This is a genomic window from Planktothrix rubescens CCAP 1459/22, from assembly GCA_904830895.1.
GTDB lineage: Bacteria > Cyanobacteriota > Cyanobacteriia > Cyanobacteriales > Microcoleaceae > Planktothrix > Planktothrix agardhii.
The window spans coordinates 510,400-534,151 of the sequence record LR882958.1; the positions used below are offsets into that span (position 1 = coordinate 510,400).

General features: G+C 38.7%; 26 protein-coding genes and 1 pseudogene. 14 read left to right on the forward strand and 13 right to left on the reverse strand.

The window, feature by feature from the left end; translation table 11 throughout:
* The first annotated feature begins 47 nt into the window (after positions 1-47).
* The 5 genes from NMG86_RS02470 to NMG86_RS02490 all read left to right on the forward strand — a co-directional run bounded on the left by NMG86_RS02470 (position 48) and on the right by NMG86_RS02490 (position 5,296).
* Complete coding sequence (locus tag NMG86_RS02470) at positions 48-302, forward strand: hypothetical protein (protein ID WP_237157184.1); 255 nt, start codon at positions 48-50, stop codon at positions 300-302.
* Positions 302-727 (forward strand): type II toxin-antitoxin system VapC family toxin, encoded by a 426-nt coding sequence (locus tag NMG86_RS02475; RefSeq protein ID WP_026788525.1) that lies wholly within the window; start codon positions 302-304, stop codon positions 725-727. Before NMG86_RS02470 ends, NMG86_RS02475 begins: the two co-directional genes overlap by 1 nt.
* 123 nt (positions 728-850) lie before the next feature.
* Entirely contained in the window at positions 851-4,570 is a 3,720-nt protein-coding gene (locus NMG86_RS02480) for an Eco57I restriction-modification methylase domain-containing protein (RefSeq protein WP_052338611.1), read from the forward strand.
* Positions 4,571-4,725: 155 nt separating this feature from the next.
* The gene (locus NMG86_RS02485; protein ID WP_026796934.1) at positions 4,726-4,968 is read left to right on the forward strand and encodes a hypothetical protein; all 243 of its coding nucleotides are present in this window, start codon (positions 4,726-4,728) and stop codon (positions 4,966-4,968) included.
* Entirely contained in the window at positions 4,958-5,296 is a 339-nt protein-coding gene (locus tag NMG86_RS02490) for a type II toxin-antitoxin system PemK/MazF family toxin (protein ID WP_071783069.1), read from the forward strand. The genes NMG86_RS02485 and NMG86_RS02490 overlap by 11 nt, the downstream gene beginning before the upstream one ends.
* Before the next feature lie 184 nt (positions 5,297-5,480).
* On the opposite strand, the gene NMG86_RS02495 is transcribed toward NMG86_RS02490, so the two are convergent.
* The 3 genes from NMG86_RS02495 to NMG86_RS02505 form a co-directional block, all read right to left on the reverse strand.
* Positions 5,481-6,449, reverse strand: a complete 969-nt coding sequence (locus NMG86_RS02495) for a hypothetical protein (RefSeq protein ID WP_498605056.1) — start codon at positions 6,447-6,449, stop codon at positions 5,481-5,483.
* Positions 6,450-6,559: 110 nt separating this feature from the next.
* The gene (locus NMG86_RS02500; protein WP_026796936.1) at positions 6,560-7,231 is read right to left on the reverse strand and encodes a Fe2+-dependent dioxygenase; all 672 of its coding nucleotides are present in this window, start codon (positions 7,229-7,231) and stop codon (positions 6,560-6,562) included.
* Between the two features lie 6 nt (positions 7,232-7,237).
* Positions 7,238-7,519, reverse strand: a complete 282-nt coding sequence (locus tag NMG86_RS02505) for a hypothetical protein (protein ID WP_026796937.1) — start codon at positions 7,517-7,519, stop codon at positions 7,238-7,240.
* A 201-nt stretch (positions 7,520-7,720) separates the two neighbouring features.
* Between NMG86_RS02505 and NMG86_RS02510 the strand changes: the two genes are divergently transcribed.
* A complete protein-coding gene (locus tag NMG86_RS02510) occupies positions 7,721-7,879 on the forward strand; it encodes a PIN domain-containing protein (protein WP_158295781.1) in 159 nt (52 codons plus the stop codon).
* A 7-nt stretch (positions 7,880-7,886) separates the two neighbouring features.
* Positions 7,887-11,957, forward strand: coding sequence for a hydantoinase B/oxoprolinase family protein (locus NMG86_RS02515; protein ID WP_026796938.1), 4,071 nt, complete (start codon positions 7,887-7,889; stop codon positions 11,955-11,957).
* Between the two features lie 41 nt (positions 11,958-11,998).
* Here the strand turns inward: NMG86_RS02515 and NMG86_RS02520 are convergent, their stop codons facing one another.
* From NMG86_RS02520 to NMG86_RS02550, 7 genes and pseudogenes are all read right to left on the reverse strand, one after another.
* Positions 11,999-12,433, reverse strand: a complete 435-nt coding sequence (locus NMG86_RS02520) for an ATP-binding protein (RefSeq protein WP_026788529.1) — start codon at positions 12,431-12,433, stop codon at positions 11,999-12,001.
* Between the two features lie 7 nt (positions 12,434-12,440).
* Complete coding sequence (locus NMG86_RS02525) at positions 12,441-13,439, reverse strand: sugar transferase (RefSeq protein ID WP_026796939.1); 999 nt, start codon at positions 13,437-13,439, stop codon at positions 12,441-12,443.
* A gap of 166 nt (positions 13,440-13,605) precedes the next feature.
* On the reverse strand, positions 13,606-14,601 hold the full coding sequence (gene fmt / locus NMG86_RS02530) for a methionyl-tRNA formyltransferase (protein WP_026788531.1): 996 nt from the start codon (positions 14,599-14,601) through the stop codon (positions 13,606-13,608).
* Between the two features lie 215 nt (positions 14,602-14,816).
* Positions 14,817-15,707, reverse strand: coding sequence for an OmpA family protein (locus NMG86_RS02535; protein ID WP_026796940.1), 891 nt, complete (start codon positions 15,705-15,707; stop codon positions 14,817-14,819).
* A gap of 12 nt (positions 15,708-15,719) precedes the next feature.
* A complete protein-coding gene (locus tag NMG86_RS02540; protein WP_026788533.1) occupies positions 15,720-16,805 on the reverse strand; it encodes a DUF4335 domain-containing protein in 1,086 nt (361 codons plus the stop codon).
* Entirely contained in the window at positions 16,802-17,431 is a 630-nt protein-coding gene (locus tag NMG86_RS02545; RefSeq protein ID WP_026788534.1) for a DUF3038 domain-containing protein, read from the reverse strand. Before NMG86_RS02545 ends, NMG86_RS02540 begins: the two co-directional genes overlap by 4 nt.
* Positions 17,432-17,524: 93 nt before the next feature.
* Positions 17,525-17,920: pseudogene (locus tag NMG86_RS02550) on the reverse strand (RNA-guided endonuclease InsQ/TnpB family protein); the annotation flags it as partial.
* 444 nt (positions 17,921-18,364) lie between these two features.
* Between NMG86_RS02550 and NMG86_RS02555 the strand changes: the two are divergent.
* The 5 genes from NMG86_RS02555 (at position 18,365) to NMG86_RS02575 (ending at position 20,430) form a co-directional block, all read left to right on the forward strand.
* Positions 18,365-18,886, forward strand: coding sequence for a pentapeptide repeat-containing protein (locus tag NMG86_RS02555; protein WP_026794891.1), 522 nt, complete (start codon positions 18,365-18,367; stop codon positions 18,884-18,886).
* An 18-nt stretch (positions 18,887-18,904) separates the two neighbouring features.
* Positions 18,905-19,219, forward strand: coding sequence for a hypothetical protein (locus tag NMG86_RS02560; protein WP_026788536.1), 315 nt, complete (start codon positions 18,905-18,907; stop codon positions 19,217-19,219).
* Between the two features lie 44 nt (positions 19,220-19,263).
* Complete coding sequence (locus NMG86_RS02565; protein ID WP_026794890.1) at positions 19,264-19,611, forward strand: YtxH domain-containing protein; 348 nt, start codon at positions 19,264-19,266, stop codon at positions 19,609-19,611.
* 75 nt (positions 19,612-19,686) lie between these two features.
* The gene (locus NMG86_RS02570) at positions 19,687-20,226 is read left to right on the forward strand and encodes a DUF948 domain-containing protein (protein WP_043938888.1); all 540 of its coding nucleotides are present in this window, start codon (positions 19,687-19,689) and stop codon (positions 20,224-20,226) included.
* A 24-nt stretch (positions 20,227-20,250) separates the two neighbouring features.
* Positions 20,251-20,430, forward strand: a complete 180-nt coding sequence (locus tag NMG86_RS02575; RefSeq protein WP_026788538.1) for an EAL domain-containing protein — start codon at positions 20,251-20,253, stop codon at positions 20,428-20,430.
* A 15-nt stretch (positions 20,431-20,445) separates the two neighbouring features.
* On the opposite strand, the gene hisG is transcribed toward NMG86_RS02575, so the two are convergent.
* The gene (hisG, locus tag NMG86_RS02580) at positions 20,446-21,090 is read right to left on the reverse strand and encodes an ATP phosphoribosyltransferase (RefSeq protein WP_026796942.1); all 645 of its coding nucleotides are present in this window, start codon (positions 21,088-21,090) and stop codon (positions 20,446-20,448) included.
* Positions 21,091-21,254: 164 nt separating this feature from the next.
* Between hisG and NMG86_RS02585 the strand changes: the two genes are divergently transcribed.
* Entirely contained in the window at positions 21,255-22,505 is a 1,251-nt protein-coding gene (locus NMG86_RS02585) for an RNA-guided endonuclease InsQ/TnpB family protein (RefSeq protein WP_199918604.1), read from the forward strand.
* Between the two features lie 2 nt (positions 22,506-22,507).
* Complete coding sequence (locus tag NMG86_RS02590; protein WP_238558170.1) at positions 22,508-23,227, forward strand: glutathione S-transferase family protein; 720 nt, start codon at positions 22,508-22,510, stop codon at positions 23,225-23,227.
* 55 nt (positions 23,228-23,282) lie between these two features.
* On the opposite strand, the gene NMG86_RS02595 is transcribed toward NMG86_RS02590, so the two are convergent.
* Both NMG86_RS02595 and NMG86_RS02600 read right to left on the reverse strand, forming a co-directional pair.
* Entirely contained in the window at positions 23,283-23,456 is a 174-nt protein-coding gene (locus NMG86_RS02595; RefSeq protein ID WP_306439077.1) for a DUF6760 family protein, read from the reverse strand.
* Positions 23,426-23,749 carry a hypothetical protein gene (locus NMG86_RS02600; protein WP_026788541.1) on the reverse strand — a complete coding sequence of 108 codons (324 nt, stop codon included), beginning with the start codon at positions 23,747-23,749 and terminating at the stop codon, positions 23,426-23,428. The genes NMG86_RS02595 and NMG86_RS02600 overlap by 31 nt, the downstream gene beginning before the upstream one ends.
* Positions 23,750-23,752 lie beyond the last annotated feature (3 nt).

Consider the following 23,752-nt stretch of genomic DNA (forward strand, 5'->3'; position numbering starts at 1 on the left):
ATGGGTTGTGCTAAACTAGAAATAACTCTAAGAGTCAAAGGAGAAAGATGACAATGATTACCTTAGAAATGGCGATCGCCAAAATCAAAAAACTCCCGGCTGAACAGCGAAACGAAGTGATCAAATTTGTGGAATTTTTAGAATTTAAACTAGACAACATTGAGCAGAGCCAAGAACAGACAGAATTAGAGGAAAAAGAAGTTTCATTTACAGAAGTCGCCAAAGAGTTTATTGGTTGTTTAGACAGCAATTTGGAAGATTTATCCTATAATCCCAAGTATATGCAAGGATTCGGTGAATAATGCAAAAAGGTATAATTCTCGATACGGGAGTTTTAGTAGCTTTCCTGATACCTAATGACAAATTTCATCAGTGGGCTGTTGCTTCACTCACAGATATTCAGTATCCTGTTTTGACCTGTGAAGCTGTTTTAACTGAAGTTTGCTTCTTGTTACAAAGAGTGCATTTAGGACGTGATAAAGCTTTGCAATTAGTTAAGCAGGGATATATTGAAATACCTTTTTGCTTGAGTAAAGAAATTGAAACAGTCGAAAAGCTAATGCAGCGTTATAATTCTGTACCCATGTCTTTAGCAGATGCTTGTTTGGTAAGGATGACTGAGATTTATACAGATGCTTCGATACTTACATTAGATAGTGATTTTAGGATTTATCGTAAGCATCGTAATCAAGAAATTTCTGTGATTATGCCCGATTTGGAGAGATGACTATGAGCACTTTTTAAATGGAGGTTAAGACAACGATCTCGTAACCAGTACGGGAATTTTTATAATCAACTAGAAAAACCAACAGATCGAGAAATTATAAAACCTTATTACCTTGAAAAAATTATGACACAACCACAAATTAAAGATATATTCAATCAACGTTACAATCAAACCAAATGGAAACAATTTCTAGGCCAAACTTTTGCTAATGCTCAGTTATTATCAACTCCTAAAACTCTGACGGGTATTGATATTAATGTAGCTTCAAATGCTCAAAATTTAGGCTATATTCTGTTAGATGAAAATGGCATTGAACGACAAATTGCGGTGTATGAAGTAACGCTGGCACCGGGCATTATCTTAGAACGTAATCGGGTAGGATTAAGAAATTTATTGCGTAAATATTGGCAAAATATTGATGCTGCTTTTATTGCTTATCATCGTCCAGAAAGTGCAAATTGGCGTTTTAGTTATGTTTCCGAATTAACGGGTTATGATGCAGAAGGGGAATCTATAAAAATCAAAACTGAACCTAAACGCTACACCTATTTATTAGGCGAAAGTGAAAGCATAAGAACGGCCGTTGAACGGTTTGAACGTATTATTAAAAAAGGGAGTAAAGCAACTTTAGATGATGTTAAAGAAGCTTTCTCAGTCGAGAAACTTTCTAAGACGTTTTTTGATGAATATAAAAAACATTATGATATTTTTTGTAAATATATGGTTTCACAACCTGGTATTTACCAAACTATTTTTAATGGTGATGAAAAAGCTATCCGTGATTTTAATAAAAAATTATTGGGGCGGATTGTATTTATATATTTCATCCAGAAAAAAGGCTGGTTGGGTGTTCCCAAAAATGAAAGTTGGGGAAAAGGTGATTTTAATTTTTTAACTAATCACTTTCAAAATTTTCAACATCCAGAACTTTTTTATCAGGATTTTTTATCGGTTTTATTTTTTGATACCCTCAACACCAAACGCCCGGATGATTTAATTGAATTGGTAGCAGGTAAACCTTGCAGAATCCCTTTTTTGAATGGTGGTTTATTTGAAGAAGAAAACAAGAATCATCGTAACTTAATTTTTGATACTAACTTATTTAAAAATCTTTTTAACTTTTTTGATCAATACAATTTTACCATTTATGAAGATGATCCTAACGATCATACTGTAGCGGTTGACCCTGAAATGTTGGGGCATATTTTTGAGAATTTACTGGAAGATAATAAAGATAAAGGCGCATATTATACGCCTAAAGAGATTGTGCATTATATGTGTCAGGAAAGTTTGATTGAATACTTAACTACTTGGTTTGAAAGTCATGGTTATAATATTATTAGTTATACCAGTATTGGGAATCCTGAACAACCGGAATTATTTCCTGTAAATCAAGGAAGACAAGGACAATTAGAACTAGAAATTATAGTCGAATCTGAATCTAAACAAATAGACCGGATATTAATTGAGAAATTGCTTAAAAAGAATTTAGATGATCAGGATCAGAAATTAATAAAAAAATATTCTACCGAATTTAATCAGGCTTTAGATAGGGTGAAAATTTGTGATCCGGCGATTGGTTCGGGGGCTTTTCCGATGGGTTTATTGCACGAAATATTTACGGCTAAACAAACACTACATATTTTTGAATTTGGCAATACAACTAACTTTAATGCTTCGGGTGTGAAGCTAAATATTATCCAAAATAGTATCTATGGTGTAGATATTGAACGCGGTGCGGTGGATATTGCGAGACTACGTTTCTGGCTGAGTTTAATTGTAGATGAACCTGAACCGAAAGCGTTACCTAATCTGGATTATAAGATTGTGGTGGGTAATAGTTTGGTGAGTAAGTTGGGGGATGATATTATTGATATTGATTGGGAAATGAAAGATAGTAAACAAGGAAATATTTTTGTTGATGTTTTCAAGCCTGAAGAAATATTAAAACAAATAAGTCAAGAACAAAAAGAGTTTTTTAGTCCTGATAGTGATAAGAAAAAATTAGCTGCTGATATCCGCAATCTAAAAATTGATTTGCTGATAAGCCAACTGGAGTTAATGGTTAAAAGTAAAGGTATGGAAACTAAACCGACTAGCACAGGTAAAACATTAACTAAGCAAACTGAAATATATTTACAAACTATTGGCTGGAAAAACACTATTACTCAATTAAATAAACTGAAAACTAAACCAGAGTTACCGCTTCATTTCTTTGATTGGAAATTGGATTTTCCAGAGGTGATGAATCCCTATTTATTTGCAGGAGATAAAGATAGTCCAGAAGTAGCCACTACTAATAAACAAATTAATGCTTTAAATGCTCAAATTGATGCTATTAATTTACATTTAAGTCAACATAATATTAATATTCATTTATGTCATTTACAGGCTAATATTGTTCAAAGTCAAATTGTAATTATTAAACAACAACTTTTAGAAATTGAAGCGAAAATTAAGGTTATTTATGGTAAAATTAATAATATTGAAACTAATCTTGTTCAAGAGCTTGATTTGAGTTTTAATTATAATATTCAAAGTATCAACAAAAGTATTGAGGATATTAATAAAAGAATAGAAATCATCAATCCTCAAATAGAGATACAACAAAATTCTTCTATTGGTTTTGATATTGTGATTGGAAATCCTCCTTATGTATTCGCTAGAGATAGCAAAAGTAAAGGGATAACTCAAGCTGATAAAGAATATTATCCAAAGCACTATCAAGTCACAGAATATCAACTTAATTTATATCCTTTGTTTATTGAGAAAGGGTACAATCTTTTGAAAAATAAAGGTTTACTTGATTATATAACACCGAATAACTGGCTAACTATTAGTAGTAATAAAAACTTAAGAAAATTTATTTTAGATAATTCTAATATAAAAATAGTCAACTTTTATGCTAAGGTTTTTGAAAGTGCTGATGTAGATAGTTCAATTATACTGTTTGAAAAATCTCAACAAAATAAATCTATTGAATTATTTGAATATACAGATAATTTTTATTCTATTTTTGAAACAAAAACTAATTATTTTTTACAGCAAAAAGATTATATTATTAATATTGAAGCTTTTAAGAATACTGAATCACTTAGTTTATTAGAAAAAATTGAATTACAATCAATTCAAATAAAAACAATTGCTGATGTTAAAGCAGGTTTACAAGCTTATGAAAGAGGAAAAGGGAACCCTCCACAAACAGAAGAAATCAAAGAAAATAGAGTTTATCATAGTACCACTAAAATCAATGATGATTATATTAAATATTTAGATGGTAAAGATGTTTGTCGTTATTATTTAGGCTGGAGTGGCGAATATTTAAAATATGGTGATAACTTAGCTTCTCCAAGAAAAGATTTTTCTTTATTTTCGACTCCTCGAATTTTAGTCAGACAAATACCTTCCCCTTTACCCTATTCTATCAATGCTTGTTTTACTCAAGAAATTATTTTAAATGATAGAAACTCAATGAATATTATTAATCTTCAAGAAAATCCGATGTTAATTTTAGGAATTTTCAACAGTAAATTAATATCTTATTGGTTTGCTCATAAGTTTGGTAAACTACAAAGAGGGATATTTCCTCAATTTAAAGTTAATGAGTTAGCTACTTTTCCTATTCCAAAAAACTTTGGTAATTATCAACAACCAGTAATAAAATTAGTAGATGAGATATTGAAAAAAAAGAAAAAAGATGTTAAGGCAGATGTATCAGAATTAGAACAAAAAATAGATAATTTAGTTTACAAACTTTACGAACTAACTTATGAAGAAGTAAAAATAACAGACCCAGAATTTGTATTAACTGAACAAGAATATGATGCGATCAAAGTAGAATAGATATTGCCTTAAGTATGAGTTGTGCTAAACTAGAAATAACTCTAAGAGTCAAAGGAGAAAGATGACAATGATTACCTTAGAAATGGCGATCGCCACAATCAAAAAACGCTTAAAAATGTTACAATGAAATAAAACGACTCACATTTGCTGTAAATATGCGTGCCATTGAAACTACAGGTATCCTAAATACACAAGGGCAAATTCAGCTTGACCATCCCCTTCCTCAAGACAAAGCCAGTCGAGTGCGCCTGATCTTGCTGATACCAGAGGAGGATACTCTTAATGAAGAAACTTGGTTAAGTGCGATCTCGACCAACCCTAGCTTCACTTTCCTAAACGATTCAGAAGAAGACATTTATACCCTTGAAGATGGACAACCAGTAAATTATGAAGGGTAAGATTGTTCTGATTCAGTTTCCCTTTGATGACCTATCTTCTAGCAAAGTCCGTCCTGCATACTGTTTAACAGATGTGATCGGTATTTATCGGCACATAATTTTCGCGCTCATCACCAGTCGCATTCCTGAAAAACCTCTCAACACAGATATTATTCTGCAACCACAACATCCAGACTTTATTAATAGTGGTCTTAGGCAAGTATCAACCTTGCGTCTCGATCACTTGGTAACTCTCCGTCAATCTCTGATCCGGCGTGAGTTAGGAACTCTCACACCAGAGACTCAAGCCTCAGTCGCCGATCTTTTGTGTCGTATCCTATGTTCTTAAAAATGACTCTACGGCTTTAGAAATATGGAAATAATATTAGTTGACTGTTGAGAATTGTGAAAGGGTGCGTGCGCGTTGCTTACACACCCTACGGGTTAAAATATCTGATCACTTCCTGGATCAAGAATCACAATATAGCAACCCTATTTATATAGGATTGCTATGGATTCAATTGCTGTTTAAATTAGTGTGCAATCCGACCTTCCAAATGACCATGTTGGGTATAATGGGAAAACGCATTGCTAAAAGCTCCAATGTTGATGGCTTGTGCCACATCAGGATTCTGGGCTAAATAGGCTCCTGTGTTAAACTGGCTGCTGGGGTTTCGTCCTTCGTCCGCCCCCGACATGACAAAATGTTCAAAACCCGAATTAAATGCACCCACTTGGACAGCATTTGCTACATCAGGATTTGTACTTAAGTAGTAGAATTCATCATAGAATTCATTCGGTGAACGTCCTTCTGTTTCTCCCGATTTAATATACTGTTGTAAACCAGAAGAAAAGGTTCCTTGAGAGATAGCTACATTGATATCAGGATTAGTATTACGATAATAGTCCTCATCAAACATTTCAGTTAAATTCTGTTGATATTGAGGATTTTTTAAGACATCATCCCAATGGGTTCCGGTCAAATTATCCCAACTATTATTATAAGAAATACCCGTTATTGGGTTAACACCTGTTACCGGAGTTGTTGGGTTAATACCAGTTACCGGAATAGATTTATAATAATCATCGGAACTATTATTATCCCAGCTATTATCAGAATAACCAGTTATTGTTGGTTTAACACCAGTTACCGGAATGGATTTATAATAATCATCGGAACTATTATTATCCCAGCTATTATCAGAATAACCAGTTATTGTTGGTTTAACACCAGTTACCGGAATGGATTTATAATAATCATCGGAACTATTATTATCCCAGCTATTATCAGAATAACCAGTTATTGTTGGTTTAACACCAGTTACCGGAATGGATTTATAATAATCATCGGAACTATTATTATCCCAGCTATTATCAGAATAACCAGTAGTTGTTGGGTTAACACCAGTTACCGGAATGGATTTATAATAATCATCGGAACTATTGTCGTCACGGCTATCGTCATAACCGCCATTATCATCGTTAGATTCATACTGACTCATGATTTTTTCTCCTATTAAGTTCAAATCGAAAATATTTGAGAATCTGAGGATAAAGCCCTGGTGAGTAGAGACGCTTAATAAAACGTCCCTACATTTTAATTAAATTTGGGTTAAATATCAGCCCATTTTCGCAATAAATTTGCATGACTTTTGGCAATCAAGTCAAATTCTATAGTTTTGCCATATTGTTGAAAAATACTTCTCCGGGCGGTATCTAAATCAAACAATATTTCTCGTTGAGATGGGTCACGAATTAAACTTTGAATCCAAGTAACCGCCGCCCACCGAGTCCCTTCAGTCACCGTTTCCACACGGTGCAAAGTCGAAGACGGATAAACAATTGCCGAACCTGCATCTAACTTAAAACTCTGTTCCCCTAGTGAAGTTTCAATCACTAATTCTCCCCCTTGATAGGTGTTAGGGTCAGTGAGAAATAGAGTTAATGAAACATCACTTCGAGAGATAGATTCATCCCCCATAATCGCATTATCAAAATGGGAACCATAATACATTCCCACATCATAACGACTGAAAATAATCGGGCGGATTATTTTAGGACGTGCCGCTACTTGAAACAGTTCGTTACGTTTTAAAGCTTCGAGAACAATATTTCTCAGTTCAGAAGTAATCTCGGTATCGGTTTTGATTTGTTGATTATTTTTAACTGATTTGACGTACCGACCAGCAGTTGTTTTACCATCTATAAACTCAGCTTGTTGCAGTAGCGTCAAAGTTGTTTCTAATTCTTCGGGTGTGAGAACATCTGCGATACAAAAAATCATCGGATTTTAGCCTTCTCCACCTTCACCACCTTCACCACTTTCATCTCCTTTATCATCATCTGTTGTACCATCTGTGTAGCCGTCAGTAGACGCTTGTAACATCTCAGACGAGGTGAAAGTATCCCCAGAAGTTGAAATTCCAGAGGCAATTTCTTGAATAGAATTAGATGGGGATTGAGGTGTAGCAGCATTCGCCACGGTGCCCAATCCGGCAGTTAAAATATAAGCTCCCACTCCCATCCAAATCTTAGTACGAGTAGATAGACCGTTATTTTTGTTGGTATTCATGGGTTGATTCCTTTGTGATTAATTTGAAACTAACCTTAATTTGTCATATAATAGTGGCAAACTGGTGACGAAAGAAAATTCGTGTTTAGGTGGTTAGGACTTATATTAGGGAACGGGTGGGCAGGGGGAGCAGGGGAAGTAAACTATAGCAAGTTTAAATCAGTTGTACAAATCAAATTACTGAGGAGTTAGCTAGTATTAATGCAAAAAGTAGTGATTAATAGTTCCCCTTTAATTGTTTTATTCAAAAATCAATTAATTAATATACTCCCCCAAGTTTGTCAAGAAATTATTATTCCTAATGCAGTTTGTTCAGAAGTAACGGCTTATTCTTTAGAGAAACTTTTTGATTTCGATTGAGTTGATTATGATTTCTACACCCCAACCCAATGCTAAAACCTATCAATTTTGGATTGACCGAGGAGGCACATTCACCGATATTGTTGCCCGCAAACCCGATGGCACATTAATCACCCATAAATTATTATCAGAAAATCCCGAACGTTATCCCGATGCAGTGATTCAAGGCATCCGAGAAATATTAGAATTATCCCCCCATCAACCCATCCCCAGTGAATTAATTTCTGAAGTGAAAATGGGAACCACCGTTGCGACGAATGCCTTATTAGAAAGAAAAGGCGATTGCACTTTATTAATTATAACCAAAGGCTTCAAAGATGCGTTAAGAATTGGCTATCAAAATCGCCCTGATATTTTTGCCCGTCAGATTATTTTACCCGAAATGCTCTATGAAAAAGTCATAGAAGTTGAAGAACGTTATACTGCCCAAGGAGAAGAATTAACCTCCGTTAATTTAGCAATATTAAAACCTCAATTACAACAAGTCTATCAAATCGGAATTAGAAGCTGTGCCATAGTCTTAATGCACGGTTATCGCTATCCCCAACACGAACAACAAATCGCAGCCTTAGCCCAAGAAATCGGCTTTACTCAAATTTCCGTTTCCCATCAAGTTAGTCCGTTAATGAAATTAGTCAGCCGAGGCGATACCACCGTTATTGATGCTTATTTATCTCCAATTTTAAAACGTTATATTAATCAAGTTGCGTCTCAATTAAATTGTCACCCCCCCTCAGTCCCCCCCTTGGTAAGGGGGGGAGGAATAAAAGAAGAATTAGAGTTAGAAACTATTGAAAAATTAGAAACTATTGAAAAAAATGATAACTCTATCCCCCCATTAGCAAGGGGGGGCAAGGGGGGGTTAAACCCCATAAAATTAATGTTTATGCAATCTAATGGTGGCTTAACCAATGCCCAAAAATTCCAAGGAAAAGATAGTATATTATCAGGGCCAGCCGGAGGAATTGTTGGCGCAGTTCAAAGCAGTTTAAAAGCCGGATTTCAGAATATTATTACTTTCGATATGGGCGGAACATCCACCGACGTCGCCCATTTTAACGGCGAATATGAACGACAATTTGAAACCGAAATCGCCGGGGTGAGAATGCGAACTCCGATGATGGCTATTCATACCGTCGCGGCGGGAGGAGGTTCAATTTTAAGGTTTGACGGGTCAAGATATCGGGTTGGGCCAGAGTCAGCAGGCGCAAATCCTGGGCCAGCTTGTTATCGCAATAGCGGGCCGTTAACGGTTACGGATGCTAATGTCATGTTAGGGAAAATTCAGCCCCAATTCTTTCCGAAAGTATTTGGAAAAAACGGCGATTTGCCCTTAGATGCTGAAATTGTTCGCCAAAAATTTAGGGAATTAGCAATAGAAATTCAAACCCAAACGGGAGATAATCGCACCCCGGAAGAAGTTGCTACGGGATTTATTACTATTGCGGTTGAAAATATGGCAAATGCCATTAAAAAAATATCCCTACAACGGGGTTATGATATTTCTAATTATACCCTTTGTTGTTTTGGCGGTGCAGGCGGTCAACACGCTTGTTTAATAGCCAATACATTAGGAATTAAACAGATCTTTATTCATCCCTACGCAGGGGTTTTATCTGCTTATGGAATGGGGTTGGCTGATATCAGGATATTACGAGAAAAAGCAATAGAAAAACTATTAACTGGAAATTTAATTTCTGAGTTAGAAGCCAGCTTTTTAGAGTTAGAAACAGAAGCAAAAGCAGAATTAGAACATCCAGAATCAAAAATAGCAATAATTCTGAAACTCAATCTTAAATATGAGGGTACAGATTCTATATTGTCGGTTAATTTGACCCCCCCTACCCCCCTTAGTAAGGGGGGAGAAAGAGAGGTTAATTATTACAATTCCGTGTTAATGACTTTAACCCAACAATTTGAACAACAACATCAAACCCGCTACGGATTTATTAAACTGAAAAAAAACTTAATCGTTGAATCAATTAATATTGAAATTATTCAACAAATGGATACTCCTGAAGAACCCATATTAACCCGAACTCGAACCACACCTCCAAAACCTATCGCAACGGTTTCTATATATACCAATAATCAATGGCAAAATACCCCCATTTTCCCAAGAAATGATTTACAACCTGAAGATATTATTAACGGCCCCGCTATGATTATAGAATCTATTGGTACGAATATTATTGAACCCGGTTGGCAAGCAGAATTAACAGCAAAAAATTATTTAATCTTGAAGTTAAACCCCCCCTTGTTAAGAGGGGAAGGTGAGGAAGAAATTTCTAATTTGTCTTTATCTTTCCAGGAAAATCAACAAACGTCTCACCCTCCTTTACCCAGAAAAGGAAGTGCAGAAAAAACATCTCACCCCCCATTGCTAAGGGCGGGACAGGGGGGGTTAAAAGCTGACCCTGTAAAATTAGAAATATTTAAAAATCTATTTCAATTTATTGCCGAACAAATGGGAATTACCTTGCAAAATACCGCCAGTTCTGTTAATATTAAAGAACGGCTTGATTTCTCCTGTGCCATTTTTGATCAAAACGGTCAATTAGTAGCAAATGCGCCCCATATTCCCGTCCATTTGGGGTCAATGGGTGACAGTATTGAAAGTTTAATTGCTGCAAAAGGTGAAACCCTTAAACCTGGGGATGTTTATTTATTAAATAATCCCTATAATGGGGGAACCCATTTACCAGATGTTACTGTAATTACTCCGGTTTTTACCCCCCCTAGCCCCCCCTTAGTAATGGGGGGAAATAGACAGGAGAACTCCTTATTAAAGGGGGGAAATAGACAGGAGAACTCCTTATTAAAGGGGGGAAATAATCAGGAGAACTCCTTATTAAAGGGGGGAAATAATCAGGAAAATCCTACTATTTTATTTTATGTTGCTTCCCGGGGACATCAAGCGGATATTGGGGGAATAACACCGGGTTCAATGCCACCGAATAGTACAAATATTGAACAAGAAGGGATTTTAATTGATAATGTTCAATTAGTTAAAGAAGGTAATTTTTTAGAAACAGAACTCTTGAATTTATTAACATCTGGAAACTATCCCGCCCGAAATCCAGCCACCAATATTGCCGATTTACAAGCTCAAATTGCAGCCAATGAAAAAGGTGTTCAAGAACTTTTGACAATGGTTGAATATTATGGGTTAAATACTGTTAAAACCTATATGCAGTTTGTTCAGGATAATGCGGAAATATCGGTGCGTAGAGCCATTAATGTATTAACAGATGGTGAATTTAGTTATGAAATGGATAATGGGGGAATAATTAAAGTTAATATTAAAATTAATAAAAATAACCGTAGTGCTAAAATTGATTTTACCGGAACTTCTCCCCAACTCCCTACTAATTTTAATGCTCCAAAATCTATTTGTAAAGCTGCGGTTTTATATGTATTTAGAACCTTAGTTGATGATAATATTCCCTTAAATGCGGGATGTTTGAAACCCTTAGAAATTATTATTCCTGACGGTTGTTTTTTAAACCCCGGTTATCCGGCGGCTGTAGTTGCGGGAAATGTGGAAACCTCTCAAGTTATTGTTGATGCCTTATATGGGGCTTTAAACGTGATGTCGGCATCCCAAGGAACGATGAATAACTTTACCTTTGGAAATCAAAATTATCAATATTATGAAACCATTTGTGGCGGGTCGGGTGCGGGAATTAATTATCATGGAACCGATGCGGTACATACTCACATGACTAACTCCCGTTTAACTGACCCGGAAGTATTAGAATGGCGTTATCCAGTATTATTAGAAGAATTTAGTATCCGAGAAAATAGTGGGGGTTTAGGAAAATTCAAAGGCGGAAATGGTATAATCAGAAAAGTTAGATTCTTAGCAACCATGACCGCCGGAATTTTATCAGAACACCGCATTATTCCCCCCTTTGGATTAAATGGTGGACAACCTGGGTTAGTGGGTAAAAATTATATTATTCGTGATAATGGCACTGTAGAAAACTTAGAAAGTACCGCAACAGTAGAAATGAATATCAACGATATTTTTGTAATTGAAACTCCCAGTGGCGGAGGCTACGGGTACAATCAATAACCCAAACAAATCTTATCCCATTCGTAATTCGTAATTCGTAATTAAATCTGTTTTCTCATCACTAAACAATTGCGATGATCTTCTAATCGTATATAATATAATTCATCCATTAATTTAGACATAAAAATCAGTCCTCTACCTCCTTCATGCTCTAAGGGGTCAGTGTGCATTTCAAGTACAGACTCCAAGGCTTTTTCTAAGTTAAAGGGTTCCCCCCTGTCCCAAATTTTTATTTCAATCCAGGGGGAAAATATCCTAATTTCTAACTCAATGGGTGTTGTTTCAGGTAAAGCGCAATGAGCATGACGGACAGCGTTAGTAAATCCCTCCGTCAAAGCAATTTGACACTGATGCAAAATACCATCAGGTAGAAAATCAGCGGCAATTTTGTCAAACCAAAATAACACCTCCTCTAAGGCGGTTAAAGCGGTTTTTACCTGAAGATTTGATTGTGCTAGTAGTGCTGCATTACTCATCAGTTCCCTACATAGCACCGCTATTTCTATTGAATACAACCATGATAGTTTTAACAATCAACTTCATATCGTACATCAAACTCCAATTTTCTTGATATTTTAAATCTAAACGAATAATATCCTCAAAATTTTTAACCTGAGAACGACCATTAACCTGCCATTCCCCCGTCATCCCTGGTTTAACATCTAATCGTTGCCATTGAGGAACTTCATAACGTTCTACCTCATCAGGTGTCGGTGGGCGGGTTCCAACTAAACTCATTTCCCCGGTTAAAACATTCCAAAATTGTGGTAACTCATCTAAACTTGTTCGCCGCAAAATCTGACCTACTTTTGTAATTCTAGGGTCATTATCATTCTTAAAAATCGCTCCTTTTGCTTGATTAGGAATTTTATCTTTTAAGGCTTCAGCATTGGTACACATAGACCGGAACTTCCAAATACGGAATCGTTTTCCCATCCAACCACAACGCACCTGACCAAAGAAAATTGGCCCCGGACTATCTAAACGAATCGCAATAATAATTGGAACCGCTAATACCGATGAAATACTTAAACCAACAATAGCACCCGTTATATCAATTAATCGCTTCAGCCAAGACCGCACAGAAGGATGGGTCACGGGAAGACTATGTTCCCCTCTGGTTTTATCCTTGAGTTTATCGTCCGCACTAGGAGGTTCAATGGTTAATACCTCGTCAAGAGACGTCAGGGAAAAAACCGCCATTACCTGAGAACCAACGGATTTTAAAACCAACTCAATTCCCTTAGCTTTTGTGGTTTTCAGGTTACTAATCAGAGCCCCAATGCCACTACTATCAATAAATATAGTTTGGCTAAAATCAAGAATAATTTTTTTAGGCGGAGGACTAAGAGAAATAACATTCTGAAAAGTGCTTTTAAAAGAAACCGCTTCTAAAATACTCAATCGTTCGGGTAAACGAACATAGGCAATATCTCCTGTTAGGATAATTTGAAATTTTTCTTCTGGGACTTGACCAACCATCTCCATAATTTGCTGAGTAGTTGTTGTTAATTTTGCTGCTCTGTTTTAATCATACTCAAAAGAAAATAAGAAAAGGCGTTGGTTAAGTGCGAAAAGTCGGACTAATCCTTTTCTGTTATGACAATAGCATCCCAAATTCCTATTATTTTAATCTCCAAAACTAATTCTACCCTAAAATTTCCCCTACCGCCAGACGGGTTCCATTTACAAAATCCCAAGCGGACTGCATCCGTTTACCCGCCAATTGGACTTGGGTGAGTAATAATAATCCCTCACCTGTTTGTATTACTAGCCCAAAACGCTTAATCAGGGCAACTACCTCTCCGGGTTGTCCTGAAAGTTGAGATAAATTCGGCCATTGTTGTAACAAATTTTGGTATTCCGGGGGAAATTGAGGATGATATTCCGGTGCTAAAGGAACAGTAGCACAAACTTTTAAGGGTTTTTCTTGAAATGATGTTATACAGTTAGAGTGAAAAGCTCGAATTTGGTTATGTAAAGCGATCGCAGATTTACTCCAGTCTAAATCATAATCGTCATCTTTAATTAAGGGAGCATAGGTCGCCAAAGTATTATCTTGAGGAATAGCTACAATTTCTCCTCGGTCTAATTTAATTAAAGTTTCTACTAATAAATTCGCCCCCAATTGGCCTAACCTTTGTCCTAAATCCGTGGCATTTTCTAATAGTCCAATGGGTGTCACTACTTTTAACAACATCGGCCCGGTATCCATCCCCGCATCCATCAACATCGAGGTCATTCCTGTTTCGGTTTCCCCGTGATATAAACACCATTGAATCGGAGCCGCACCGCGATAGTAGGGGAGAATGGAGCCATGGCCATTCACACATCCCAACCGAGGCATCTCCAGAATTTCCGGGGACAAAATTTGTCCATAGGCCACCACCACAAAAACATCCGCCTGAGCCTCTCGCAACAGTTTTAAGGTGTTTTGATCTTTTTTCACCCGCTTGGGTTGCCAAACCGATAATTCATGGGTTTGAGCCAACATTTTCACCGGAGAAGGGGTTAATTGACTGCCCCGACCTCGGCGTTTATCCGGTTGAGTCACCACCGCCAAAACTTCAAATTCAGGGTCGGCCAATAATCTTTCTAAACTCGGAACGGCAAATTCAGGCGTACCAAAAAAAATGATTTTCATTTCAGGGAACAGGGAACAGGGAACAGGGAACAGGGAATAGGTAATGGGTAATGGGTAATGGGTTTTGGGTAATGGGTAATGGGTAATGGGTAATGGGTTTTGGGTTTTGGGTAATGGGTAATGGGTAATGGGTTTTGGTTTTATTAGTTAATTACTTAACTCTTAAACTGATAACTCTTAAACTGATAACTGATAACTGATGACTGATGACTGATTTATGGGGTAATGGCTACTTCAATTCGACGGTTTAGTTGTCGATTATTTGCAGAATTATTATTAACTGCGGGACGATTTGCCCCGTATCCAATTGCGGCCCAGTGGTATTCTGTACCAATCGCCTCGGATAAATATTTCATCACCGCTTCTGCGCGACTAAAGGATAAATCTAAATTTTGTTGAGAACTGCCTTGATTATCCGTATGACCCATAACCCTAACAGCAGAACCCTTATAGGTTTTAATATCAGCAATAATCGTATCTAAAATCACGTTAGCCCCGGGACGTAAAATTGTACTACCCACATCAAACAACACATCACTGGGAAAAGTCACCACCAGGGTATTAGAACTTTGACGACGTTCAGGCGTGGCTGAAATAGGTGGCGGAGCAGGTTTATTACTTCCTGAACCTGAAATCGGGGGTGCAGAAGCCAATTGCTGTTCCAGAATTTGTAAACGTTCCTCCAGGGGTTCCGTGGGACGACTGGCTCCCAATTGACTTTCTACGGCCGCCGTCCGTCCAATCAAGGTATTTAACTGTCCCTGTAACTGCTGTAACTGTATCCGCAGTTGTTGACGTTGGGGGTCAGTTAACCGTTGACTGGGTGCGGGAATCGGTTGCGGAGCCGGAGGACTAACCATTGGCGGCGGGACTATTCCCTGGGAACCCTGATGCTGAAATTGATTGAGCAATTGCTGCGTCAACGGAACCTCAGAACTCGAATTCGGATAGACCTGAGCCACGGCCATTCCCACCAACCAAGCAATAGAGGAACCCACCCCCAAAAGTAGGAGATTAAACACCATCGTCCCAAAGAATAAGAAGCCTCGAAATCGGCGAGGGGAGGGCTGGGAAGGTTTGGGGCGGGGCTTTGCAGATTGGGTCATAAATCGGTCTCCTTAATTGGAGGCGGGGGTTTTGGGGGAAGTTTGGGGATTCGCCTCGGTGTTACTCGCTAAATTACTCACCTCTAAATTCCCATCAGGATTAAACGTCACCTTGAAATCGGCCAAAGGCTCATTGGTTTGACGACTTCCTACAGGTTTATACAATAAATCCGGCAGTGGTGTTTGTTTCGTTTCCGTTCCTAGTTCCGGGTTCAAAGACTTATAACCCACAATTGCCCCATCTTTGGCCACGCTCACCCGATAGATTAAGGGAGTTTTTACCGATGCTGTCGGTATCCAGGCTTGAGTGAGCTTTTCAATTAATTGAGCTTTTAAATCCTTAAGTTCTTGGGGATTGGTAATCGGGGGAGGACTGGAAAGATTAGGGGGTAAAGATTGCGGTACGGTTGTTTGGGGAGAAGACCCTTGGGGGGGAATGGCTGTTGGTGTAGGAACCGTTGAGCTTTGGGTTTGCGGTTGCAGTTTCGGGTCTTCGGGTCGTTTAATATCGGGAATCGGTAAAGCAAACAAAGCCAAAGCGGTTAAGGCCAGACTCGATATCCCAATTGCTGCTGGAACAGCCCTTTGAGCAATAGGCTGTTCCGGTTTGAGATAACGTTTAGACAGGGGTTGTAACTGGATAGACAGTTCGGGTAAAGTCTGGCTATCGGCCAAAAATTGATCAACCGCTTCCACCAAATCAAATAATTGTACCGTGGTCAAATTGACCTGAACTGGCGGCGCAGCAGCTAAGGAAACTTCATCCGAAGACTTTTCCTGGGGAGGTTCATGAACGGTTAATTGATGTAACTCTCCCGCAATCGGGTGTAATTCGACTAACTCCGGTTGCTGACGGAAGGATTCCGGGGCTGTTAGTCCACTGAGGAACCCTTGAACATAGCGACTAACCTGTCGAACTAAACTTTCAAAAAACTCCCGTCCTCCGGTGATGGGCTGGGGATAGCCGACAAAATGACATTCTGCATTCATCAGAACATTTAAACTAGCCCGTCCATCGGATTTACCATCGCTTCCGGTGTTATAACCCTGCAAAATTAGTTTGCAGTTCGGTAAACTGTATTGACGTTCAATCGTCATGAGAATTCTCCATCAAACAAACTAATCCAAAATCGCTGCATTCCAGCCGTCCCTGTACAAAAAAGCAGTTTCTCTAACAAACGTATCCCTAACTCGTTTAACTTTTCATCGGAACTATAGGCCATCACCAACGCCCGCCGAGGATTCATCCGACTGCGGAAATGCGCCCGAAATTGGGTTAAGTAGTTGGACAATTGTAAATGTCGTTCAATCGGAATTTGTTTTTGGGTTAGGGCTTCATAATCCATGAGTAACTGCCGAATTCTGGCCGTTAACCGTCTTCCCAGGTTAGAGATAATCACGACTAAGGCTTTGGCTTCTAACAGACTCAGCGCCCGACGCTGGCTAAATCGGCGTAACGGGTTGGTACTGCGGATTCGCCACAATTCTACCCGATTGGGGATGACCGTTTGTAAATCCAGTTCTGAGATCACGACCAGCATATATTCTGCCCCCCCCAGATACAAGGCTTCAATCGCCAGTAACATTAAATCAATTTCTAAGCGGGCGCGACGTGGACATCCGTTCGACAGGCTCACGACCTGGCCTTTTTCACCAAACGGTAGATCGGGTAAACTGTCCAATATAATTGGAATTGACTGACTTTGAGACTGTTCTAACTGCATTACACTCACAGCAATATTAATGTCAACACATTAATGGTTATCGGAATAGTTAGGGAATATACAACAACGATGCCATATTGACACTCCCGGTGCCTAAAGGCGTGGGGATTCTTTGTTCACAGAGCCAACTTGCTCGAACAGGATTTCTCCAGCCCGAGTAGAGGTCGATTCTCCCAAAGCGTTGCTCATGTCTAGCATGAAAGTTCCCATAAGCCCTACGGTACTCAATCCTCGACTAAGGATATTTCTAGCTGCATTTTCATTTCTATCCATTGCACAACCGCACCTACAAACATGAGTTCTAGTAGATAGCGTTTTCTTAACAATTTCACCACAGCTAGAGCAATATGAGCTGGTATATTGCGGATTTACCGCCACCGTGACTCTTTCAAATACTTTACCAAAATATTCAATCCAGATCCGAAACTGATACCAAGATGCGTCATTAATAGACTTAGCTAAACAATGATTTTTCGCCATATTTTTAATTATCATGCTATATATTTCAGCACAAAATTGGCTGATATTGCAACAAAGGTTTACAATTAAAGCCGTCGTAAAACGACGTGGTTTTAAACCCATTTTTCTGATAACCTTCGTTATCTCCATCGCTTGAGAACACAATTTTCTAGTGTACGATTTTTCGGGCTTGGTGTTCCCCTGATTCAATTTTACCCTCCTTCCCCCGAATCGCTGAATCTATTAACGCCATGACCTGTAACCTCCGATAGAAACAAAAAAAATTGTTAACACAGCATGGCTATTTCGGACTAGGTTTTAAAGTAGACAGAGGTTAGGCAAAAATATTTTCCCTGTTTTTCCAACCGCCTCAATTTTTGAGGTAGTTTGGGTTTCGTGGCTTGATAGTTGACATCCTCCCGACACCAAAGTTCCTTATGGTGCGGGTCTTTTTGCTCCCATTTTTGATAAACAATGCAGAAAATTAGTTCAGAGGAATTACTCGCTTTATACAGTCAGGGTAAACGGGACTTTGGCGCTATTGATTTAAGTGATTCAGATCTATTTGAAGCCAACCTGGAGGAAATTGGCTTGGCGGGTAGTAATTTAAACCGGATTTATATACCCTATTCCAACCTCAGCTACGCTAATTTACAGAAAACCCAAATTCAGGAGGCGCAACTGGGGGATACACAACTTTATCAAGTGGATTTATCCGAATCGAATTTACAAGGGAGTACCTTATTTCGATGCAACCTTCGCCATGCTGATTTAAGGGGTGCTAATTTAAGCTATTGTAATTTACAAGGGGCGGATTTATCGAGTGCTAATCTAATGTCAGCTGACCTCAGACATACGGATTTGAGTAATGCGAATTTGGAAAATGCCAAGTTAACAAATGCCCAATTAGCTGGATGTAATTTATTCCGATCCAAAATGGCAAATTTATCCGATGCAAACTGTGATCAAACCACCATCGGGCCGGATGGATATTAAACAATAATCCCTAGAAAAATGGTTATTATCGTTATTGTCATTAATATTTTAATTTCTCTGCTGTGTTTATATTTAGCGAGAAAAATCTGGATGTTGACATTAACAATTAATCGTTTAGAAAAAAAGTTAATCCTGATGGAACAACGCACCCGTTTTGTTTTGGAGAAAGCCCCCAAGTTTATTAATTCTGGACAACAGGGAACTACTAAACTCCGACAAAAATATCATCAACTTCAGGTACAACAACAACAACTCGAACAAGCTCTGGGGTTAATTTCCTTGGCCGTTAGGGTCTGGCCAAAAGGAGGAAAACCCAGAAAATCAAATCTCTAGGAACAAAATTGTTAAAATAGATGGAATTGGTACTGCGATTCAATATGTCAAATCAACGGTTAGGACGGTTTTTAGGGGGTTTGGTTTTGGGGTCGGTGGTCGGTACGGTAGTCGGTTTATTGGTGGCCCCTCGTTCGGGGAAAGAAACCAGACAGTTAGTTAAAAAATCGGCCGAGGCTTTACCGGAACTCGCAGAAGATCTATCTACTAATGTTCAAGTGCAGGCTAATCGACTTTCGGAATCTGCATTACGCAATTGGGATGAAACCTTGATTCGTCTCAAAGAGGCGATTTCGGCTGGATTAGAAGCGAGTCAACAACAACAAACCTTCTATAATCCTGAAGCCCAAAAACCTATCTCTGAGTCCTCAAAAACCACAGGAGAACGCTAGGGATCGGAGATTTTTCCTGAAAATCGCTATACTAATGGGGACGGACGAAAATATTTTGTTGTTAATGGAAATCCAGTGACTGAACCTTTATTTTGGCTTGGACTGTCACTGTTTTTTGTTGCAGTCAGCCTTACTGCTGTTGTGATTGCGGCTTTACCTGCTTTGCAAGCTATTGCAAGGGCGGCTCGGAGTGTGGAAAAATTGGCAGATACTCTGGCGCGGGAATTTCCTCCCACTTTGGAATCAATTCGGTTAACGGGGTTGGAAATTACCGAACTCACTGAGGATGTCAGCGAGGGGGTACAAAGTGTGGGTCAAGTGGTCAAACAAGTCGATCAAGGCTTAGATAGTGCTAGACTGCAAGCAAGAAAATTGCAATCTACCACGGGCGGTATTTTTACGGGAATTCGAGTGGCTTGGAAAACTTTTACTCGCAAACCTGCTACTTCTGAATCGCAACGCCGATCAGCCAATCGTTTACCCGGAAATAGCAGAAATTTACATCAGTTACGGGAACGAAATCTTCAACGCTTGGAACTTTATTCCGATACTAATTTTGAGTTAGAAGATGAAGATTTAGGCGAAAGTTATCATTCTTTGAATCAAAGAGATTAGGATCTATAGCAAGTTTAAATTAAAATGAGAGTGATTGTAGAAGGAGTAGAAACTAAAGCCGAACAAGAATTTTTGCGAGATCATGGTTGCAATTGTTTACAGGGATATTGGTTTAGTCGTCCCGTAGAAGCCCAGGTTTTTGAGCAAATGCTGAGGGCAAATTCTCAAGAAACAACGACTAAACCCCTATCATCATTTAGATAGTTAAATCCAAAAAGATTATGCTTTAACCATTAATTGTGCTTGGATTTGAGTAATTAAATCTTTCAGTCCGCCCGTATTTAAACGATAACTTAAGGGATGGGCAATTAAGTAGGCCGTACTTTCAAATAACACCTCAATTTCCGTTAATCCATTTTGCTGTAATGTTTTACCCGTAGAGACTAAATCCACAATAGCTTCAGACATTCCCGTAATCGGCCCCAATTCAACGGAGCCGTAGAGAGGTATAATTTCTACAGGTAAATCCAAACTCTCAAAATACTCGCTGGCACAGTGGACAAATTTGGAAGCGACCCGACTATGGGGTGGTAATTCTACCGGAATTTGATAGGGACTTGATTGTTTAACCGCAACCGACATCCGGCATTTTCCAAACTTGAGATCAACCAGTGAAGCTACTTGAGGCTTTTTCTCTCGCAGGACATCATAACCAACAATACCTAACTGGGCTTGACCATATTCCACATAAACCGGGACATCTTGCGCCCGCACTAATAATGCCTTGGCCGTTTGGGTGGGATCATAAATTTGCAGTTGTCGATTGCTGGGATCTAAAAAAGCACTAAAATCAAGTCCAACGGCTTGCAGAAGTCGAATTGTATCTATGAATAAAGCGCCTTTAGGCAGTGCTACGGTGATCATAGGAATGAGGAATGATAGGATTTAGGATTTATAACATAAGTCTGGGAGCTTGAAAACTCAGTGTCTTCAGACCTGAGATGAAAAGCGACCCAGGGGAATTTATTTCCCGTGAATATTTCTCCAATTTATGTTAACATAAGGTAGGTCGAAAAAAGGAGATTTCTATGATAGTTTTGGAATATAAGTGCCAAGGCAAACCCAATCAATATAAAGCGATTGATGAAGCAATTCGCACCACCCAATTCATTCGCAATAAAGCAATTAGATATTGGATGGATAATTCAAGAGAATTAAAGATTGATAGATTTGCACTAAACAAATATTCTACAACTCTCAGAAATCAATTCCCCTTTGTTGCCGACCTAAATTCAATGGCCGTCCAATCCGCAGCCGAGCGAGGATGGTCTGCCATTAGTCGTTTTTACGACAATTGTAAGAAAAACATTTCCGGCAAAAAAGGATATCCCAAATTCCAAAAAGATTGCCGTTCCGTTGAATATAAAACATCGGGATGGAAATTACACCCAACCAAAAGACAAATTACCTTAACGGATAAAAACGGCCCCCCCCTAGCCCCCCCGTGCACGGGGGGGTTTGGGGGGGGTAAACTCAAATTATTGGGTAAATGGGATATCCAAACCTACAATATTAAGGACATAAAACGGGTGCGTTTAATTCGTCGTGCCGATGGATATTACGCACAATTTTGTCTGAATATTAATGTCACCGATATTCAACCCAAAACCGGAAAGGAAATAGGACTTGATGTTGGTATTGAGTCGTTTTACACAGACTCCAATGGATATCAAGAAGTTAATCCTAAGTTTTTGAGAAAAGCTGAACAATCAATTAAGCAATCTCAGAAACAAATCTATAAGAAAGTTAAAGGTTCATCCGGTAGACGGAAAGCCAGAAAAGTTTACGCCAAAAAACATTTAAAAGTAAGTAGACAACGGAATGAACACGCAAAGAGAATTGCGCGTAACGTATGCAAGTCTAACGACTTAGTGGTCTATGAAGATTTAATTGTTAAAAACCTAGTTAAAAACCATTGTTTGGCTAAATCAATTAGCGACGCAAGTTGGTATTTATTTCGGCTATGGATAGAATATTTTGCGTCTAAATTTGATAAATTAGCAATTCCGGTTGCACCCCATTACACTTCACAGAAATGTTCTAATTGTGGGGTAATAGTGAAAAAATCTCTATCAACTCGCACCCATGTTTGTAGTTGTGGATTTGAGTTGCATAGAGATACAAATGCTGCAATTAATATTCTAAATCTTGGTAAACAAGCTAGGGGAGGGCATCCCCAAAGTAACGCTAATGGACTGGAAACCTCTACTCCTCTTGATGAAAGTCTGGTCGAGCAAGTGTCCAGGTTGAAGTTAGAATCTCAGTGTCTTGAGACATGAGAGTGTCAACAGTGCAGTTCGCCGAAAATTCGGTATCTGTTGAAACGACAATAATTACCCTAACTTTTATTTACCAGATTATGGGACAGTTAACTCTGGTGATTGGCAGTAAAAATTATTCTTCTTGGTCATTGCGTCCTTGGTTTCTTCTGAAGCAAGCCGGAATTAATTTTTCTGAAATTTTGATTGATTTAGGCAATCCCAACACCTACAAACAAATCCGGCGCTATTCTCCATCGGGGAAAGTTCCGGTATTATTAGATGGAGATTTAACGGTTTGGGAATCCTTAGCCATTTGTGAATATATTGCTGAAAATTTTATTCATGATTTATGGCCGCAAAACTTAGAAGCCCGGACTTATGCGCGTTGTATAAGTTATGAAATGCACGCCGGATTTATCAATTTAAGGCAACAAATGCCGATGAATTGTCGGACTCGTTACCCCAGAGAAGGTATGAAACCGGATGTACAAAATGATATTGATCGGATCACGGCAATTTGGCGGGAATGTCGAGAAAAATATGGCTCTCATGGTGAATTTTTATTCGGAAATTTTACGATTGCAGATGCGATGTTTGCCCCGGTTATTTCTCGATTTGTTACTTATGATGTCAAGTTAGGAGAAGTTGAACAAGCTTATGTTGAAATGATTTGGTCACTTCCAGCCATGCAACAATGGATTGATGCGGCTTATTTGGAACCGGAAATAATGCACTTTTGAGAAAGTCTTTTCCTCCCTGTTCCCTGTTCCCTGTTCCCTGTTCCCTGCCATAACATTAATCTGTATTAACTAAATAGGCAATTTCCTGAACCCAACGTTGTCGTTCTCGATGATCTAAATTCAGAATTTCTTCCCGTGACCAGTGAAAGTGAAATGCAATAAAGGCTACCTCCCGATATAACTCCTCTTGGGGGTAGCCTATAACTCCCCCGTGGTAGAAATTGTTGATTCTGGGGGGTTAATGGCGTTGTAAACTTCCTGTAAATATTGCCAGTCCGTGAGAAACAGTGCTTCTAAATCTTCTGGGGTGACGGGGGATAATTCCCCTAACTGGACAATAACCCGCGAAAGTAGGATCAGAGTCCCATAGGCTGGATTTTCCAAGCTGCGGGGGTCGGTCTGGTACAATTCATCTTTACCTGTGGCTAGACGCATTTCCCCGTCCCGGTGTCGTCTGTCTTGGTTGTCTAGTAACCCGACGGGTAGGGAAAAACTAAAGGTGATTGGAGATTGGTTTTCCATCAA

Bases quoted from the DNA above. Each gene is read 5' to 3' on its own strand.
- NMG86_RS02470 (WP_237157184.1), top strand. From the start codon at position 48: ATGACAATGATTACCTTAGAAATGGCGATCGCCAAAATCAAAAAACTC.
- NMG86_RS02475 (WP_026788525.1), top strand. From the start codon at position 302: ATGCAAAAAGGTATAATTCTCGATACGGGAGTTTTAGTAGCTTTCCTG.
- NMG86_RS02480 (WP_052338611.1), top strand. From the start codon at position 851: ATGACACAACCACAAATTAAAGATATATTCAATCAACGTTACAATCAA.
- NMG86_RS02485 (WP_026796934.1), top strand. From the start codon at position 4,726: ATGCGTGCCATTGAAACTACAGGTATCCTAAATACACAAGGGCAAATT.
- NMG86_RS02490 (WP_071783069.1), top strand. From the start codon at position 4,958: ATGAAGGGTAAGATTGTTCTGATTCAGTTTCCCTTTGATGACCTATCT.
- NMG86_RS02495 (WP_498605056.1), bottom strand. From the start codon at position 6,449: ATGAGTCAGTATGAATCTAACGATGATAATGGCGGTTATGACGATAGC.
- NMG86_RS02500 (WP_026796936.1), bottom strand. From the start codon at position 7,231: ATGATTTTTTGTATCGCAGATGTTCTCACACCCGAAGAATTAGAAACA.
- NMG86_RS02505 (WP_026796937.1), bottom strand. From the start codon at position 7,519: ATGAATACCAACAAAAATAACGGTCTATCTACTCGTACTAAGATTTGG.
- NMG86_RS02510 (WP_158295781.1), top strand. From the start codon at position 7,721: ATGCAAAAAGTAGTGATTAATAGTTCCCCTTTAATTGTTTTATTCAAA.
- NMG86_RS02515 (WP_026796938.1), top strand. From the start codon at position 7,887: ATGATTTCTACACCCCAACCCAATGCTAAAACCTATCAATTTTGGATT.
- NMG86_RS02520 (WP_026788529.1), bottom strand. From the start codon at position 12,433: ATGAGTAATGCAGCACTACTAGCACAATCAAATCTTCAGGTAAAAACC.
- NMG86_RS02525 (WP_026796939.1), bottom strand. From the start codon at position 13,439: ATGGTTGGTCAAGTCCCAGAAGAAAAATTTCAAATTATCCTAACAGGA.
- fmt (WP_026788531.1), bottom strand. From the start codon at position 14,601: ATGAAAATCATTTTTTTTGGTACGCCTGAATTTGCCGTTCCGAGTTTA.
- NMG86_RS02535 (WP_026796940.1), bottom strand. From the start codon at position 15,707: ATGACCCAATCTGCAAAGCCCCGCCCCAAACCTTCCCAGCCCTCCCCT.
- NMG86_RS02540 (WP_026788533.1), bottom strand. From the start codon at position 16,805: ATGACGATTGAACGTCAATACAGTTTACCGAACTGCAAACTAATTTTG.
- NMG86_RS02545 (WP_026788534.1), bottom strand. From the start codon at position 17,431: ATGCAGTTAGAACAGTCTCAAAGTCAGTCAATTCCAATTATATTGGAC.
- NMG86_RS02555 (WP_026794891.1), top strand. From the start codon at position 18,365: ATGCAGAAAATTAGTTCAGAGGAATTACTCGCTTTATACAGTCAGGGT.
- NMG86_RS02560 (WP_026788536.1), top strand. From the start codon at position 18,905: ATGGTTATTATCGTTATTGTCATTAATATTTTAATTTCTCTGCTGTGT.
- NMG86_RS02565 (WP_026794890.1), top strand. From the start codon at position 19,264: ATGTCAAATCAACGGTTAGGACGGTTTTTAGGGGGTTTGGTTTTGGGG.
- NMG86_RS02575 (WP_026788538.1), top strand. From the start codon at position 20,251: ATGAGAGTGATTGTAGAAGGAGTAGAAACTAAAGCCGAACAAGAATTT.
- hisG (WP_026796942.1), bottom strand. From the start codon at position 21,090: ATGATCACCGTAGCACTGCCTAAAGGCGCTTTATTCATAGATACAATT.
- NMG86_RS02585 (WP_199918604.1), top strand. From the start codon at position 21,255: ATGATAGTTTTGGAATATAAGTGCCAAGGCAAACCCAATCAATATAAA.
- NMG86_RS02600 (WP_026788541.1), bottom strand. From the start codon at position 23,749: ATGGAAAACCAATCTCCAATCACCTTTAGTTTTTCCCTACCCGTCGGG.